This is a genomic window from Serratia sp. HNCC26DJ244, assembly GCF_057180565.1.
The window spans coordinates 153,876-171,396 of the sequence record NZ_JBXUGO010000001.1; the positions used below are offsets into that span (position 1 = coordinate 153,876).

14 protein-coding genes are annotated in these 17,521 nt (G+C 50.0%); 6 read left to right on the forward strand and 8 right to left on the reverse strand.

Annotated features, from left to right (window positions below; translation table 11 throughout):
- Positions 1–89 precede the first annotated feature (89 nt).
- Complete coding sequence (gene hemH, locus AC2A06_RS00700) at positions 90–1,052, forward strand: ferrochelatase (RefSeq protein WP_473195871.1); 963 nt, start codon at positions 90–92, stop codon at positions 1,050–1,052.
- A 61-nt stretch (positions 1,053–1,113) separates the two neighbouring features.
- Here hemH and ybaL read toward each other — a convergent pair whose 3' ends face one another.
- Together ybaL and AC2A06_RS00710 are read right to left on the reverse strand one after the other, a co-directional pair.
- Positions 1,114–2,796, reverse strand: a complete 1,683-nt coding sequence (gene ybaL / locus AC2A06_RS00705) for a YbaL family putative K(+) efflux transporter (RefSeq protein ID WP_484379029.1) — start codon at positions 2,794–2,796, stop codon at positions 1,114–1,116.
- A 312-nt stretch (positions 2,797–3,108) separates the two neighbouring features.
- Positions 3,109–4,326 (reverse strand): MFS transporter, encoded by a 1,218-nt coding sequence (locus AC2A06_RS00710; protein WP_484379030.1) that lies wholly within the window; start codon positions 4,324–4,326, stop codon positions 3,109–3,111.
- 245 nt (positions 4,327–4,571) lie between these two features.
- Here AC2A06_RS00710 and ushA point away from each other — a divergent pair, with 245 nt between their 5' ends.
- Positions 4,572–6,224 carry a bifunctional UDP-sugar hydrolase/5'-nucleotidase UshA gene (gene ushA / locus AC2A06_RS00715; protein WP_023491015.1) on the forward strand — a complete coding sequence of 551 codons (1,653 nt, stop codon included), beginning with the start codon at positions 4,572–4,574 and terminating at the stop codon, positions 6,222–6,224.
- A gap of 236 nt (positions 6,225–6,460) precedes the next feature.
- On the opposite strand, the gene ybaK is transcribed toward ushA, so the two are convergent.
- The 3 genes from ybaK to copA all read right to left on the reverse strand — a co-directional run bounded on the left by ybaK (position 6,461) and on the right by copA (position 10,847).
- Positions 6,461–6,940, reverse strand: a complete 480-nt coding sequence (ybaK, locus tag AC2A06_RS00720) for a Cys-tRNA(Pro)/Cys-tRNA(Cys) deacylase YbaK (protein WP_484379031.1) — start codon at positions 6,938–6,940, stop codon at positions 6,461–6,463.
- Between the two features lie 244 nt (positions 6,941–7,184).
- Positions 7,185–7,997, reverse strand: coding sequence for a TraB/GumN family protein (locus AC2A06_RS00725; RefSeq protein ID WP_484379032.1), 813 nt, complete (start codon positions 7,995–7,997; stop codon positions 7,185–7,187).
- Positions 7,998–8,117: 120 nt separating this feature from the next.
- A complete protein-coding gene (gene copA / locus AC2A06_RS00730; protein ID WP_484379033.1) occupies positions 8,118–10,847 on the reverse strand; it encodes a copper-exporting P-type ATPase CopA in 2,730 nt (909 codons plus the stop codon).
- Positions 10,848–10,982: 135 nt separating this feature from the next.
- Between copA and cueR the strand changes: the two genes are divergently transcribed.
- Positions 10,983–11,384 (forward strand): Cu(I)-responsive transcriptional regulator, encoded by a 402-nt coding sequence (gene cueR / locus AC2A06_RS00735; protein WP_023491009.1) that lies wholly within the window; start codon positions 10,983–10,985, stop codon positions 11,382–11,384.
- On the opposite strand, the gene AC2A06_RS00740 is transcribed toward cueR, so the two are convergent.
- From AC2A06_RS00740 to allS, 3 genes are all read right to left on the reverse strand, one after another.
- A complete protein-coding gene (locus AC2A06_RS00740) occupies positions 11,381–11,839 on the reverse strand; it encodes an NfeD family protein (protein WP_023491008.1) in 459 nt (152 codons plus the stop codon). The genes cueR and AC2A06_RS00740 overlap by 4 nt on opposite strands.
- Positions 11,840–11,841: 2 nt before the next feature.
- A complete protein-coding gene (locus tag AC2A06_RS00745) occupies positions 11,842–12,759 on the reverse strand; it encodes an SPFH domain-containing protein (RefSeq protein ID WP_484379034.1) in 918 nt (305 codons plus the stop codon).
- 82 nt (positions 12,760–12,841) lie between these two features.
- Positions 12,842–13,756, reverse strand: a complete 915-nt coding sequence (gene allS / locus AC2A06_RS00750) for an HTH-type transcriptional activator AllS (RefSeq protein WP_484379035.1) — start codon at positions 13,754–13,756, stop codon at positions 12,842–12,844.
- 352 nt (positions 13,757–14,108) lie between these two features.
- Between allS and AC2A06_RS00755 the strand changes: the two genes are divergently transcribed.
- From AC2A06_RS00755 to gcl, 3 genes are all read left to right on the forward strand, one after another.
- Positions 14,109–14,603, forward strand: coding sequence for an ureidoglycolate lyase (locus tag AC2A06_RS00755; RefSeq protein WP_037383612.1), 495 nt, complete (start codon positions 14,109–14,111; stop codon positions 14,601–14,603).
- 176 nt (positions 14,604–14,779) lie between these two features.
- Positions 14,780–15,595: an IclR family transcriptional regulator domain-containing protein gene (locus AC2A06_RS00760; RefSeq protein WP_484379036.1), complete on the forward strand. Its 816-nt coding sequence runs from the start codon at positions 14,780–14,782 to the stop codon at positions 15,593–15,595.
- Positions 15,596–15,733: 138 nt separating this feature from the next.
- A complete protein-coding gene (gcl, locus tag AC2A06_RS00765) occupies positions 15,734–17,515 on the forward strand; it encodes a glyoxylate carboligase (protein WP_484379037.1) in 1,782 nt (593 codons plus the stop codon).
- Positions 17,516–17,521 lie beyond the last annotated feature (6 nt).

The window sequence follows — 17,521 nt, forward strand, 5'->3', positions numbered from 1 at the left end:
GCATATTGCGATATACCTAAGCCCCATCAAGTGCTTTTCTACTACAATAGGCCTAATTAACAAGATATTAGCCGGAAAGGGAAACTGTGATGAAACAAGAGAAACATGGGGTATTACTGGTGAATCTGGGGACAGCAGAAGCACCAACGCCTAAAGCGGTAAAGCGCTACCTGAAAGAGTTTCTCAGTGACCGGCGTGTCGTTGATACCTCACCGCTGCTCTGGTGGCCACTGCTTAATGGGGTAATTTTACCACTCCGTTCGGCGCGTGTAGCAAAGTTGTACCAATCCATCTGGATGGATGAGGGGTCACCACTGTTAGTGTATAGCCGCCGCCAACAGCAGCAACTGGCGGCGCGTATGCCCAATACGCCAGTGGAATTGGGCATGTGTTATGGCTCACCGAGCCTGGCATCAGCAATCGATAACCTACTGGCACAGGGGGTCACCAATTTGGTGGTATTGCCGTTGTATCCGCAATACTCCTGTTCTACCAGTGCAGCGGTTTGGGATGGCGTGGCGCGGGTATTGAAAAATTACCGCCGTCTGCCTTCGCTGACGTTTATCCGAGACTATGCTGAGCACCCGGCTTATATCCGTGCCCTGCAACAGAGTGTCGCTCAGGCGTTTGTCCAGCATGGGCAGCCTGATAGACTTGTGGTGTCATTTCATGGCATCCCGAAACGTTATGCACACTTGGGTGATGATTACCCGCAACGTTGTGAGGATACCTACCGTGCACTAGCGGCACGACTCTCTCTGGGCGCGGACCGCATGATGATGACTTATCAGTCACGTTTTGGTCGCGAGCCTTGGCTGACGCCCTATACGGATGAAACACTGAAAAGTCTGCCAGCTCAAGGGGTGAAACATATCCAAGTGATTTGCCCTGGCTTTTCTGTGGATTGTCTGGAAACCTTAGAGGAGATCAAAGAGCAGAACCGGGAGATATTCCTGGCAGCAGGCGGGGAGAAATTTGAATATATTCCAGCGCTTAATGATGATGCGGCGCATATTGATCTGCTGCAGGAGTTAGTCGCCAAAGGGCTGTGATTGGTTGCAAGTGGGTGCGTGCCCCGGCTTATCCTTAAGCCGGGGTATAACGGCAACTGGCTTACGCCTTGGCGGCCTCTGCAGTTATCGGTATCGCAAATTGGAAGCTATTTAACATGCTGCTGGCAACCTCGAATTCCCCCATGACTATCTGATTGGCACCCTGTTCAGCCAGATAATCGAGTTCATCATCATAATGCGCACGTACAATAATTTCGATATCCGGTTGTTTAAGTCGCGCGGCAGCCACTATCTCACCGGCTTCATAACTGTTGGGGATGGTCAGCAATAACCAACGGGCACAATCGAGCCTGGCCAGCTCCATGATTTCCGGATTGGCGGCATTACCGAGTACCGCTTTGAACCCTTGCTCACGCAGGGCCTCCACTTTACTGCGGCTATTTTCAACCACCACCAGAGGAATCCCTTCTTTAGTCAGTTTGTTGGCGAGCAAGTGCCCGACGCGATCACAACCGACGATCAACGCATGGCTACACATATCTACCGGGATCTGCTTCTCTTCTTCTACCGCTTCTTCGAGGCTCTGATCTTCGATGGTCTCGGTTTTAGCCAGGTAACGTTCTAATAAACTAAACATCAGCGGGTTAAGCATAATCGACAGAATTGCACCGGCTAGAACCAGATTGCGGCCATGGGGGTCCAGCATGCCGAGTGAAATCCCCAACCCGGCAAGGATAAAGGCAAACTCCCCGATTTGTGCCAAGCTGACAGAAATCGTCAGTGCAGTGCGCTTGGAGTGACCAAATATTCTCACCAGCGCAAAGGCTGCTATCGATTTGCCAAACAGGATAATGGTCAGCGTTGCCAGCACCGCCAACGGCTCCTGAATCAGGATCATCGGATCAAACAGCATACCGACAGAGACGAAGAACAGCACGGCAAAAGCATCGCGCAATGGCAAGGTATCATGGGCGGCTCGATGGCTCAGCTCTGATTCATTCAACACCATACCGGCAAAAAAGGCACCGAGTGCGAATGAGACATCGAAAAAACCGACCGCGCCGTAAGCAATACCCAATGCCAGGGCCAGAACAGCCAAGGTAAAAAGTTCACGAGAACCGGTACTGGCAGTTCTAGCCAGGATCCAGGGGACCAGTCGGCGGCCGACAATAATCATCAAAGCGATAAAAGCAACCACTTTGCCAATGGTGATCGCCAACTCGCTCAGTAATTGTGTGGTGCTGGCGGTATCGCTCTTAAGCATATTACTGAATGCCGGTAACAGCACTAGCGCCAACACCATGGCTAAATCTTCTACAATCAACCAGCCAATGGCAATTTGCCCTCGTTGGCTGTCAATCAGTTGCCGTTCTTCTAATGCCCGTAGCAGTACCACGGTACTGGCGGTGGATAGACACAAGCCAAAGACCAGGCCGGCAATTAGATCCCAGCCCATCAGTTTGGATAACCCGATCCCCAGCACAGTGGCCACAGCAATTTGTACGATGGCACCGGGAATGGCGATGGATTTTACCGCCAGAAGATCTTTAAGAGAGAAATGGAGGCCAACACCGAACATCAGCAGGATCACGCCTATTTCCGCCAGTTCTGGTGCCAGTGAGGTATCAGCGACAAACCCGGGGGTAAAAGGCCCCGCGAGCACCCCTGCGGCAAGGTAACCCACCAGGGGGGAGATGCGCAGACGGTTAGCTAGCATACCAAAGAGGAAGGCAAGTACTAATCCTCCAACAATGGTGGAGATCAAGGGGGTGGGATGATGCATCCAGACTCCTTTCGGTTGTATTACGCCAAAATAGATAAAGAAAGTGTATGAAAAAAATGAAACTATCGCCATTTAAGCGAGAGGGGCGGTGTACATGGAGCCCCCTACCGTTTGAATGGTGATGGAGAACTTATTATAGTGCGTTTACCTTGAAAATACTTGGTTAATTTCACGTTAGTGATATAAATAAGCATTTTATGCTATTTTAATCCCTTGGTTGTGATTTTTTATGGTTATCACGGATAAAAAATTGATTTTTATAGTGAATGACCCGGTTTGAATGGCTGTCTAAACCGGGTTTTTAGCGGGGATTTAGTGCTTGTGTTCAACATTTGGTAGTAATGCTGTGACAATCCCAATAAGGGGTAGAAATGAGCAGATTATGAAAACCAACTCGATGCTGGTAACATCCGCGATGAAACCAAGCACCGCAGCGCCTAAGCCACCAATACCAAAAGAAAAACCGAAGAATAAGCCCGAGATCATCCCCACTTTAGCTGGAACTAATTCTTGCGCATAAACCAGAATGGCCGAGAAAGCAGAGGCCAAAATCAGGCCAATAATAACGGTTAAAATCCCCGTCCAATAAAGAGAAGCGTAGGGTAAAGCGAGGGTAAAGGGTGCCACACCAAGGATTGACCCCCAAATAACATATTTACGCCCGATCTTATCCCCTAAAGGCCCGCCAATCAGCGTGCCCACCGCGACGGCAAATAGGAAGGCAAACAAATGTAACTGAGCATTTTGCACCGAAACATCAAACTTCTGTATCAAATAAAAGGTGTAATAGCTGGTGATGCTGGCTAAATAGAAAGATTTGGAAAAAACCAGCAGCAACAGGATGGATAGAGAAACGACGATAGTACGTCGTGGTAGCGCGGTGACCAAGGAAGCCGATTTAGGTTTGCTTTTCGCCATCCGGTGCTGATGTTGATACCATTTGCTTACTTGCAGCAGTACGACAATCGCCAGCAATGCCGCCAGAGAAAACCAGCCAACATTCCCTTTGCCATAGGGGGCTATCACCAGCGCCGCCAACAGCGGGCCAAGTGAACTGCCAAAATTCCCCCCTACCTGGAACAGTGACTGAGCCAGACCATAGCGCCCACCCGAGGCCATGCGCGCAACACGGGATGATTCAGGGTGAAATATCGATGATCCGGTGCCCACCAAAGCGGCAGCCAACAAGACGAGTGGGAAAGTATTGGCGTTTGCCAGCAGTAGCAAACCAGAGAGGGTGAACCCCATGCCGATGGGGAGCGAATAGGGCTGAGGATGCTTATCGGTGTAATGACCCACTAATGGCTGCAGCAGCGATGCGCTGAATTGATAGGTTAAGGTAATGATACCAATTTGCGTGAAACTGAGGTTGAAGTCTGCTTGCAGGATCGGATAAATCGCCATAATAAGCGATTGGAGCATATCGTTGAGCAGGTGAGAAACACTGATAGCACCAAGAATAGAGAAAGCAGTCCCGGTTCCCGCTTTGTTTTTTACCGGTGGCATGGCCGCTTCAGAACGATCAGTCATATTATACTTAGCCTGATAATTAATTGTGAGGTGGATAGTTTAACCCGTTGATCTTTCTTTCGACAACGTTGTCAATGTTACCTTCAGTGTAAATGACCAACAGTAATCGTATCAATTATCTCCAGTAAGTGAGATTACAGCGACACAATTTGACGTAAGTAGCAAAATTTTGAAACCCATATGGTCAATTTACGTTACAATTTTGACCTCACCGAGGTCGCCATTTTTTACAATGGAGAATTGCCATGCGTTTTTCACTTCAAACCACGACTTATGGGCTGCTGGTTTCCCTAGCGCTGTTTTGTGCAACGGCCAATGCCTGGGAAAAAGACAGAACTTACGATATCACTATCTTGCATACCAACGATCATCATGGCCATTTCTGGCAGAACGACTATGACGAATATGGTTTGGCCGCACAGAAAACGCTGGTGGATAGCATTCGCCAGGAAGTGGCCGCTAAAGGGGGGAGTGTTCTGTTATTATCCGGTGGCGATATCAATACCGGTGTACCGGAGTCTGATTTACAGGATGCTGAACCTGATTTTCGTGGTATGACGCTGATTGGTTATGACGCGATGGCGATTGGCAACCATGAATTTGATAATCCACTCAGTGTGTTGCGCCAGCAGCAAAAGTGGGCTTCCTTCCCGTTGTTATCCGCCAATATTTATCAGAAAAGTACTCAGCAGCGGTTGTTTGCACCTTATGCGCTATTCGACAAACAAGGGGTGAAGATTGCCGTTATTGGCCTTACCACTGATGACACCGCAAAAATCGGCAACCCAGAGTATTTTACCGATATTGAATTCCGCGTGCCTGCGCTGGAAGCTAAACAGGTGGTAGAGCAGTTACGCCAGGATGAAAAACCGGATGTGATTATCGCCGCAACCCATATGGGGCACTATGATAATGGCAATCATGGCTCCAATGCCCCGGGGGATGTGGAAATGGCCCGTAGCCTGCCCGCAGGTTACCTGGACTTGATTGTCGGCGGACATTCGCAGGACCCGCTCTGTATGGCGAGTGAAAATCATAAACAGGTGGATTACGTGCCCGGAACGCCTTGCGCGCCGGATCGCCAAAATGGGACCTGGATCGTACAGGCTCATGAATGGGGTAAGTACGTTGGCCGTGCTGATTTCCAGTTTCGCAATGGCGAACTGACACTGAAGCACTATCAGTTGATCCCGGTTAACTTGAAGAAAAAGGTCGAAAAAGCCGATGGCAGCAGCGAGCGTGTCTATTACACTCAGGAAATTACCAAAGATCCTGCCATGGTCAAGTTATTAACGCCTTTCCAGGATAAAGGCCAGACCCAACTGGAAGTGAAGATTGGCAGCGTTAATGGCCGGTTGGAAGGAGACCGCAGTAAAGTTCGTTTTGTACAGACCAACCTTTCCCGGGTGTTATTGGCGGCACAAATGGCAAGGGCCAATGCCGATTTTGCCGTAATGAGCGGCGGTGGTGTGCGTGATTCCATTGAGGCTGGCGATATTACCTATAAAAACGTGCTTAAGGTGCAGCCCTTCGGTAATACGCTGGTCTATGTGGATATGAAAGGCCGTGAAGTTGAGCAGTACTTGGCGGTGGTCGCCAATATGAAGGTCGACTCCGGTGCCTATGCGCAGTTTGCCAATGTGAGTTTGGTGGCTGACGGTAAAGGGGTCAGCAAGGTAAAAATCAAGGGAGAACCCCTACAGGCAGATAAAACCTATCGCATGGCAACTCTGAGTTTTAACGCATTGGGTGGTGATGGTTATCCGAAGGTTGATACCCTGCCAAGTTACGTCAATACCGGTTTTATCGATGCGGAAGTCTTGAAACAGTATATTGAGACTCACTCACCGCTGGATGCCGCCGCTTATGAGCCCAAGGGTGAAATAGTTTATAACTAAATTGAATGTAAGGCGTTTTTGCTTCAGATGGGCATGATGCAGGTTAGCCGACCGTGGAGCGCATGGATGCGCGATACGAGCCCCCAGGGAGGGGTTTACGGCGTGTCGGCGTTCCGTATCATGCCCAGTTGCATTACCCTCAATGTGTAATGGCGTTAGATGCGGTAATCTAGGATAACTTAACCTATTCAACAGATTGAGCGTCACTTTGCGCTGCTATTGCAGCCCTTTCAGTTTTAATCCCGCTTGGCGATCTCGGCAAAAGAGCCCGATAACAAACGGCAGAGGTCATTGGCCGCCAATTCAATATCCAGCCCACGCTTGCCCCCAGAAACAAAGATCGTAGCAAATTGCTGCGCTGGTGCGTCGATCACCGTAGGTAAACGCTTCTTTTGCCCTAATGGACTGATCCCCCCCACCAGATATCCCGTCACCCGTTGAGCCATTAGCGGGTCAGCCATTTCGGCTTTTTTGGCCCCTAAGGCTTTGGCGACCTTTTTCAGATCCAATTGAGTGGCTACCGGTGTGACGGCTACCGCCAGATTTTTGCTATCACCATTCAGGGAGACGAGCAGTGTTTTATAGACCTGTTGGGCATTTAGCCCCAGTTTTTTTACTACCTCGTCACCAAAATTGGTTTCTTCACTATCGTGATGATAGCTATGTAGCGTGAACGGGATTTTTTGTTTTTCAAGCAGAACCACTGCCGGTGTCATAATCTTATGCCCCAAAATAAAGAGAAATATCCCGTCACCAATGAAGCTGCAGCGGTGTTGGCCGCGTTACGAGGTCCGTCCGTGGACCTCGCCCCTATCGGGGCCGCTGCAAGCAGCGTTCAAATCCGCTCCAGGCGGATTTGTCACTCACCCCAGTCACTTACTTGTGTAAGCTCCTGGGGCTTCGCTCAGTTGCCGCCTACCTGCAATTTCATTGAACTTGGGTACAGAATATCAATACCAGTTATGCCAAGCCTTCCTGTAACAGTGCAGGCAAATTACCATCACCGTATAGATGCAAAGCCCCTACCGCCACCACATAGTTACCTGCTGGTAAGGCTTGCAACTTTTGTTGCCAGTGGCGATTACGGCAATGCATCAATAGGTCATATAACTCGGGACTAAAAGTAGCAGGTAGTGCTTCCGGTAAGGCATTTGGCTTGCTATCCAGCCACCAGCTCACCATGGTTTGTAGCAAACGGGCATTAGTACGCCAATGCTCCAACGTGTCTTGCAATAATCCTAGCCCACCTTGGGGTAATTGTTCCAGCATGGCCAGTTGCTCTGCGGCACCTTCAAGCTCAATCACCGCTATCTGCTGTGCTTTGGCGCTTTGCAATAGCTGGTAATCAATACCGTACTCGGCACGTAATCCTAATAATTGTGCTTGTTGCGCCTGCATCATCAACGCCACCTGCCAGGCAGGCAGCGTAGCAAAGGTAGTGGCATCGGCGCCGATCTCTTGACATAACGCCTGTAAACAATGGAATTCTTGCTGGGAAAGGCGCTGTTCTAGCGGTTGGCATACTTCACCACCACCAAAAGGGGATGGGGTATGGCTGCTGATATCGGCTTCAACGATCAACGCATCAGCCTGACGCAACTGCGTCATTAGGTAGGGGGGTAACGGTGACATATTGCTGGTCCCCATATGAATGCTACCAACCAGATGCAGTTGCCTTCCCCCGGGTAACGTCATATCCACCGCCGGATAGGTGTAGGCCCGGGGAGGGAGCAGACCAAGAAAGTTTTTGATGCGGTGCAGCCATTGCCCCATGCCGTATAGCTCCTGATTTTCCCTGCCCGAAAACCGGGCAGGGGGAAGACTTTTCTTATGCTAAACGCTAACGACCGAACAAGAAAGCTAAGGGGCGATACTACAAGAGACTTTTTCAGTCTATGCCTTGGGTTTAAAGCGTAATAACCGGTTGGCGTTACTGACCACAGTAATCGAAGAGAGCGCCATTGCCGCCCCAGCAATGACTGGGCTGAGCAATGTACCTGTCATGGGGTACAGGATACCGGCGGCAATGGGAATACCGAGCGTATTGTAGATAAATGCCCCCAGCAGATTCTGCTTCATATTACGCAGTGTGGCTTTTGATAACGCCAGAGCGTCAGCAACACCGTGCAAGCTATGACGCATCAACGTAATGGAGGCGGTTTCAATGGCGATATCACTGCCGCCACCCATGGCGATCCCCACGTCAGCTTGTGCCAGTGCCGGGGCATCGTTGATGCCATCCCCCACCATGGCTACCCGGTGACCTTGAGCTTGCAGTTGCTTGATAGCGTCTGCTTTGCCTTCTGGCATGACACCGGCAATCACCCGGTCAATGCCTGCTTCTTTGGCAATCGCATTGGCAGTGAGGGGGTTATCACCGGTTAACATCACCAACTGATAACCTTGCTGATGCAGACGCTGCAAGGCGCTAACGCTGTCAGCGCGCAACGGGTCGCGGATAGCAAACAAGGCCGCCGGTTTGCCATTAGCTGCTAGCAATACAGGGGTGATGCCACGCTCTGCTTGTTGTTGTATCTGTTGCTCAAAGGGGGACGTATTGATCTGGTTTTCCTGCAATAGCCGTGTATTGCCCAACAGCAATGTCACGCCAGCCACCTCACCGCTAACACCGGCACCACGCAAGGTACGGAACTGTTCGACAACCGGTAAACTCAGCCCTTTAGCCTGCTCCGTAATCGCGCGGGCCAACGGATGGTTTGCTCCCTGCTCTAACGCGGCGGCCCAACTCAGTGCTTGCTGTTGGTCCACTTGGTTAAAGGTAATGATCTCTACCACTCGCGGTTGGCCTTCCGTCAGCGTACCGGTTTTATCGAACACCAGCGTATCGAGATTGCTGGCTTGTTGCAGCGCATCAGCGTCACGCACCAGCACACCGAACTCTGCGGCACGGCCCACACCAGCGATGATCGACATGGGGGTAGCCAACCCCAAGGCACAAGGGCAGGCAATAATCAGCACGGTGGTGGCAATCACCAGGGTATAGACCACTTGAGGTTGCGGGCCAAAAAAGTACCAGATAGCGGCACTGAACAAGGCGATCACCACCACCGTTGGCACAAACACCGCCGAAATTTTGTCAGCCAACTGACCGATGGCTGGCTTGCTACTTTGCGCCTGACGCACCAGTTTAATAATCCGTGCTAGCGTGGTTTTGCTGCCGACTGCCTCGGCGTGGAACAGCACACTGCCATCATCCACCACGGTACCGGCATGTACCGTATCGCCCACACCTTTTTGCTGTGGAATCGCCTCCCCGGTCAACATCGCTTCATCCACCCACAGCTCCCCCTGAATGATTTTACCATCCACAGGAATGCGGTCACCGGTGGTTAGCCGCAATGTCATCCCCAACTGCACCTCTGTTAGCGGGATGCTTTTTTCCCCCTGTTCAGTGACCACTCGGGCGCTAGGGGGGGTGAGATCCAACAAGCGTTCCAGTGCTTGGGAAGATCGCTGCCGAGCCCGTTGTTCCATGGCGTGGCCCAGATTAATCAAGCCGATAATCATTGCACTGGCTTCATAATAGAGATGGCGGGCTTCCATGGGGAAGAACTCCGGCCAAATATTAACGCTAATGGAATATAGCCAGGCTGCACCGGTGCCTAAGGCGACCAGTGTATCCATGGTGGCGCTGCCATTTATCAGTGCGCGCCAGGCATTACGGTAAAAATGGCCACCCGCCAACACCATCACAACCAAGGTAATTATGCCGACTATCATCCACGGGCGCTGGGTTTCTGGTGTTAGCGACATACTGCCACCGAATACGCCCCAAGCCATCAGTGGAACGCCGAGTGCCAGCGCCAAGGCGGCCTGCCATCTGAAGCGCTTCATACTGGCTTGCGCCGTCTGCTGCTGGCGTTCTCGACGCTCAGTTTCGTCCTCGATCAGTTCTGCACCATAGCCGGCTTTTTCTACTGCCGCCACCAAGGCATTGGGCTCGGCATGGCCGCTAATCAGTGCACTGCGTTCTGCTAAATTAACCCGTGCTGTTGTCACCCCGGGGACATTCTGCAACGCCTGCTGGACTTTGTTGACACAACTGGCGCAGGTCATACCGCTGAGTAACAACTGAATACTGTCATCATCAGTATCCGTTACCGGAGGGGAAGAGGGAGCCGCTGCCAGGGATTCCGGCAATGTTGGGGTAGATTCAGTCAGCGGCTCAGTTTTTGGGTGATGTTTTTCTCCTGCCAGCTTTTCCCCCGCCAGAGTGGCGTGATACCCAGCCTGTTCAATGGCCGCGATGAGTTGTTCTGCGGTGGCATCACCGTAGATTTTAGCTGCTTCAAGAGTAACATCAGCGGCGATCACACCCGGAAGTGCTTCCAGTGCTTTACGAGCGCTACCCACACAGTGCATACAGGAGAGACCGGAGAGTTGTAGTTCGGTATCTGCTTGCGTGGCCACTTCAGCCTGATAACCAGCATCAACAACACTGTCGATTAATGCTGTTGCCGGGGCGCTCCCCGTTACTTTGGCATAGTGAACATTCACTTCTGCTTGTTCGACATCAGTGCGGCTTTCCAGGGCTGTTTTCACCCGTTGCGCACAATGCATACAGGAAAGGCCCTGTAACGCCAGTACGGTAATCTGTGACATAGACTGGTTCCTGATAACAAGATAACGGTATAGGGATAGACTCGTCATACGGTGAATAGGGCGAGTCGGTCAACTTAGGTGTATCATTGAAGAGAAGCTTAAACCTTCCCGCAAGGGTAAGGTCAAGGAGGAAAAATGAATATCAGTGATGTTGCCAAAAAAACCGGTTTGACCAGCAAGGCCATTCGTTTTTATGAAGAAAAAGGCTTGGTAACGGCACCGATCCGTACCGATAACGGTTATCGCAGTTACAGTACCAAACATGTTGAAGAGCTAACGCTGCTGCGCCAGGCACGTCTGGTGGGGTTCACTCTTGATGAATGCCGTGAACTGGTCACTTTATTCAATGATCCCGCCCGCCATAGCGCGGATGTAAAAGCACGCACGCTGCAGAAAGTGGCAGATATTGAGCGGCATATCACTGAACTGGAGGAGATGCGCCAACGATTATTGGCGCTAGCGGAACAATGCCCGGGCAACGAGGGCGCAGACTGCCCGATTATTAATAATCTGGCAGGCTGCTGTCACAATCATTAACGAGTTACAGCGCGAATCACCAGCGTCGCCCCTTCGACGGCAATGACTTCTACTTCAGTGCCTGCAGGGAGGTCTTCATTGGCTTGAGCACGCCAACTGCTGTCGCCGATATTGATGCGCCCAAAGCCATTCTGCATCGCTTCAGTAAGGGTCCCACGGGTGCCAATCAATTGGCGATTACGTTGGTTTAGCACCTGTGAACTGCCCGCGAACTTTGGCCGTCTGCGTAGCCAGTACCACCACAGGTAGGCAACGATAAGGGTCATCACGGCGAAGAGAACACCTTGCCACTCCCAGCCTAACTGCGGTAATAGCCAGACAATGATGCCAACCACCACCGCAGATACACCACTCCACAGCAGATAACCGGCAGCGCCCAGCATTTCTGCTGCCAGCAATAAGCCACCGAGAGTGATCCAGAACCATTGTGGGTTCGCTGTGATCTGTTCAAGCATGATTAGTTGCCTTTACTCTCTTTTAGCAATTCGGCAATGCCACCAATGGAACCCAGCAAGCTGCTAGCATCCAACGGCATCATAATGACTTTGCTGTTATCAGCTGAACCGATCTTCTGCAGTGCATCGGTATATTTCTGGGCCACAAAGTAGTTAACTGCCTGAATATTACCGCTGGCAATGGCGTCAGAAACCAGTTGGGTTGCTTTTGCTTCTGCTTCGGCGGCACGCTCACGGGCTTCAGCCTGCAGGAACGCAGATTGACGTTCCCCTTCCGCTTTCAGAATTTGTGACTGCTTTTCACCTTCGGCACGTAGAATGGCCGCCTGACGTACCCCTTCCGCTTCCAGAATATCGGCACGTTTGGTACGTTCGGCTTTCATCTGGGCGTTCATGGAGGCAATCAATTCAGCGGGTGGGCGAACATCGCGGATTTCAATCCGGGTGATTTTGACCCCCCAAGGGTTGGTGGCCTCATCGACGATATGCAACAGACGACTGTTGATGCTATCGCGCTGTGACAGCATTTCATCCAGTTCCATTGAACCGAGCACAGTACGGAAGTTGGTCATGGTTAAGTTAACGATCGCCAGTTCGAGGTTACTGACCTCATAGGCGGCACGTGCGGGATCAACAACCTGAATAAAACAGACCGCATCGATGGCCACGTTGGCATTATCACGTGAAATAATTTCTTGAGAAGGGATATCTAACACTTGCTCCATCATATTGATTTTACGGCCAATGCGATCAATAAAAGGCACCATCAGGTTCAAACCTGGCATCAGTGTTTTGGTATAGCGACCAAAACGCTCCACGGTCCATTGATAGCCTTGTGGCACAATCTTTACACTGGTAAAGGCGACAATTAACGCTATAACAATCAAAATTGGGATGATGGAAAAGGTAAAATCGAACATGGAACAACCTCCGGTTAGATAGTTAAATTAATATTACGCTAGTGGAGACAGAAAGCCTAATCTCTCCAGGCTAATCGCCCGATTAATCCAGAGGTAAAGTAAACCCTTCGATAAGAGGGTCATGGGATTGAAATAGCGCAATAATGCTTTTGACGACTTCCCCCCCTCGGTGATTTGACCACGCCAATGATAATGTGGATTGCTGGCGTGTGCGCAGCGGTTTTTTCTGCACCAGTTCCTCTCTGTCAAGGTATGGTTGGCATAAGGTTCGGGGTAAAAAACCGATACCGACACCGCGTAAATGACATTCCAGTTTGGTATGGAGATCCGGCACTTTTATTTCACGCTGACCGGAGAGTAACCAGGCAATGCGCTTGTCCAGATGGCGGGCAGTATCTTCAACATTGATTGCCGGGTAAAGCCGTAATTGATCCTCGGGTATTGGCTCAACGGCACCCACTAGCGGATGGTGTGGTGCAATGGCAAATACCCACTCTATCTTGCCCAGTGGCAGTACATTGATACTATTTTCCAGCGACTCATTGCCTGCCGCCCCAATGGCCAGGTGACAATCTTCGTTCAACAATGCATCCCATACCCCCATATAAACCTGGCGCGAGATATGGAACTGGGTAAAGGGGTAGCGTTGTTGCAGGTAGGCCAGTAATTGGGCCACCGTGGCAGGATTATAGAGCAGATTATTGATAACAATATTGACCTGATGTTCTATCCCATCATTAATTTGGCGCAGTTCATTGGGCATAGAATCAAGCCAATTGTGCCATTGGCTGCAACGTTCCAACAGGTATTCACCGGCCGGAGTCAGATTGACGCTTCGGGTGGTGCGAATGAAGAGTTGGGTACCGATACTTTCTTCCAGTGTTTTGATGCGATAACTGATGGTAGCGGTGGTCTTGTGGAGTAACTCTGCAGCGCGAGAAAAGCTCTGGCACTCTGCCACTTTAATAAATGATCGAATAGTTTCGTGATCCAGCATGTTATTTCCTTAACGCGGCAGCGATGGTTTCCATTCATTGAAAGAGAATTTACTTATCTTATCTTCCTTAGGTTAGCCATTACACATGATCCCGTGATTTTCAGCACTATTTATCAGTTTATTATGATAGATACAGCACAAAACAACTCAATTATTAATGTGCGCTGGGTGATTAAAATTCTTTAATAATATTTATATTATTAATAGACTAATTTAAATAGTGGCAAATTAATGTGCTGCTGGTCATATTGTGGAATAATTTTCCAATATTAACTTTTAAATTAATCATGACCTGTTTAGAGTGATCTCATTCGGTGGTGTTCCTTTTTGAAATGGTTTGGAGAAGAGATAGATGGATTTAATTGCTGTTGAACTCACACCTGGAGCCTTTGCACCTTATGGTGATGTATTACAGACTGATGATACCCCCTTTTACCATATCAATGATGGGAAAACGGAGCGCTATCATGATATTGCAAAAGTAGAGGTCACTGATGGGCACCGGGTACTGGTGAGTATCAATCGCTCGGAACCTTGTGATATGCCGATGACGTTCTCGCTACTGGAGAAACACCCGCTGTCATCCCAAGCCTTTATGCCGATGAAGGGGGAACGCTTTGTGGTCATTGTTGCGCAAGCGGGGGAACAGGGTGAAATATTAGTTAATACCTTACGTGCATTTATTACTAATGGTCGGCAAGGGGTGAATTATCATCGTAATGTCTGGCATCATCCTTTATTTGCTTTCGGAAAAGTAACTGACTTTTTCACAGTGGATCGTGGTGGTGCTGATAACTGTGTCGTCAGTCAATTACCTGAGCCTTATCGCGTGGTAATTAGCCAGTAGTCATTAGATAGTAGATTTTTTATTTCACCGGTTTCATTCAGGTAATTCAAATAATGCGAGATGAAAGGGTATAAATAACCATAAACCGTACATCAGCCAACATTGCTGCCACTGGAAAGAGGATGGGTATACTATATCGGGTAAACCTTAAGTTGAATTAAGAAAGGAAAGCCCGAATGAACGAACTACGCAGAAAAGGAAGACCAACGACAGATGCAGGAGCAACGAAAGGTGCCCAGGCATTGGACCGAGGGTTGGAGATCCTGCAGTTTCTGGCCAATGCAGGAGGAAGCTCGTCCGTTTCCGTGTTATCCGAAAAGTTAGGGTTACCGCTGTCAACGACATTCAGATTATTGAAAGTATTAGAAAAATCTGAATTTGTTTTTCAGGATCCGCAATTAGGTTGGTGGCATATTGGGATCCAGGCATTCACGGTAGGGGCGGCCTACATGAATGACCGGGACGTGGTTTCAGTGGCGGGTCCCCCTATGCGTCGTTTGATGCTGTTATCAGGTGAAACCGCTAACTTGGCCATCAGGAATAACTTTGATGCGGTATTGATCCGCCAATGTGAGTGCCAGGCCATGGTGCGAATGTGTGCTCCGCTGGGTAGCCGCTTACCGTTACACGCTTCCGGGGCAGGGAAAGCGCTCCTCTATCCCCTGATAGAAGAGGAAATGCTGGATCTGATTGTGCGTACAGGTTTGCACGCCTTTACCCCGAATACGCTGACGAGTGTGAATTTATTGCGCAAAGATTTAGCGCAATCGCTGGCCCGGGGGTACGCCATTGATGCTGAAGAGCATGCAGCAGGGCTCAATTGCTTGGCATCAGCGATTTTCGATCGTAGCAACAATGTGGTGGCGGCCATCTCTATTTCCGGGCCCAGTGAGCGTGTGAGTCGTGAGCGTTTTAAGGAACTGGGGGAGCTGGTGCGAGATGTTGCTAATGACATCAGTACGACATTAGGAGAATCACGCAGTCACCATTGAGTCATCTATGACAACACCTGTAGCCGTTGAATCAAGCCGCTGCAGGCTGAACTAGCCTTCCCGTTTGTTGAATGAACGGTTTTTTTTGAATTTAATTTAAATTTGGAAAATTTTTCCAAAAAAGCAGGAGAAGATGAGATGGCAATAATGCGAGCGGTAGATGCGGCAATGTATGTGCTGGAAAAAGAGGGAGTCAATACGGCATTCGGCGTACCTGGTGCGGCGATTAACCCTTTTTATAACGCGATGCGCAAGCACGGTGGAATCAAACATTACCTGGCGCGCCATGTGGAAGGTGCCTCTCATATGGCAGAAGGTTATACCCGCGCTAAACCGGGGAATATTGGCGTGTGTCTGGGGACTTCTGGGCCGGCAGGCACGGATATGATTACCGCGCTTTATTCAGCTTCAGCAGATTCTATTCCTATTCTTTGCATTACTGGGCAAGCACCACGGGCACGCTTGCATAAAGAAGATTTTCAAGCGGTCGATATTGAATCAATCGCCAAGCCTGTCACTAAAATGGCCGTGACGGTGTTGGAACCGGCTTTGGTTCCCCGGGTATTGCAACAAGCGTTCCATCTGATGCGTTCTGGCCGCCCTGGTCCAGTGCTGGTGGATTTACCTTATGACGTTCAAATGGCCGAGATCGAATTTGATCCGGAAACCTACTCCTCACTGGGAGCCTATAAACCCGCAGCCACTCAAGCGCAGATCGACAAAGCGTTGGACATGTTGTGTGCTGCTCACAAGCCATTGATTATTGCTGGTGGGGGTATCCTCAATGCGGATGCGGCCGATTTGCTGCAGGAATTGGCGGAGATTTGCAATACACCAGTGATCCCGACCTTGATGGGTTGGGGCTGTATTCCTGACGATCATACGCTGATGGCAGGGATGGCTGGGTTACAAACCTCCCATCGTTACGGTAATGCCAATCTGCTGGATTCAGATTTTCTATTAGGCATTGGTAATCGTTGGGCCAACCGCCATACCGGGTCCGTGGATAAATATACTGCGGGCCGCAAGATCGTTCATATTGATATTGAGCCGACGCAGATTGGTCGCGTTATTTGCCCTGACCTGGGTATTGTGTCCGATGCCAAAACGGCTTTGCAGATGTTGGTTGAGCGAGCTCGCGAGCGCTCAAAACAAGGGCTATTGCCAAACAGAACCGAGTGGGTGGAAACCTGCCTGCAACGTAAGCAGACACTATTACGCAAAACCCATTTCGACAATGTGCCGATCAAACCTCAGCGCGTCTACGAAGAAATGAACCGGGCATTCGGGCGTGATGCCTGTTATGTCACCACCATTGGGCTTTCGCAGATTGCTGCGGCGCAATTGTTACATGTATTCAAACCACGTCACTGGATCAATGCTGGGCAGGCTGGCCCATTGGGTTGGACCATTCCTTCGGCGCTGGGTGTCTGTGCCGCGGATCCACAACGCAAAGTAATCGCCTTATCCGGTGATTATGACTTCCAGTTTATGATCGAAGAACTGGCCGTCGGCGCTCAATTCAAACTGCCTTATATCCATGTATTAGTGAACAACGCCTATCTGGGGTTAATTCGCCAGTCTCAGCGCGGTTTTGATATGGATTATTGTGTTCAACTCGCTTTTGAAAATATCAATACCCCGGAAATCGGTGAGTATGGCGTTGACCACGTTAAAGTGGTTGAAGGGTTGGGCTGCAAGGCCATCCGTGTGACTAAACCTGAAAATATTGCCTCCGCATTCCAGCAGGCCGAGGAATTAATGCGCCTGCACCAGGTGCCAGTGGTGGTGGAAATTATTCTGGAGCGTGTGACTAACATTTCGATGGGAACCGAGCTGGATAACGTAACAGAGTTTGAACCTGTTGCCGAGTCGCCAGAAGATGCGCCGACGGCAGTCAGTTACTTCAAATACCAGTAGGGAAAA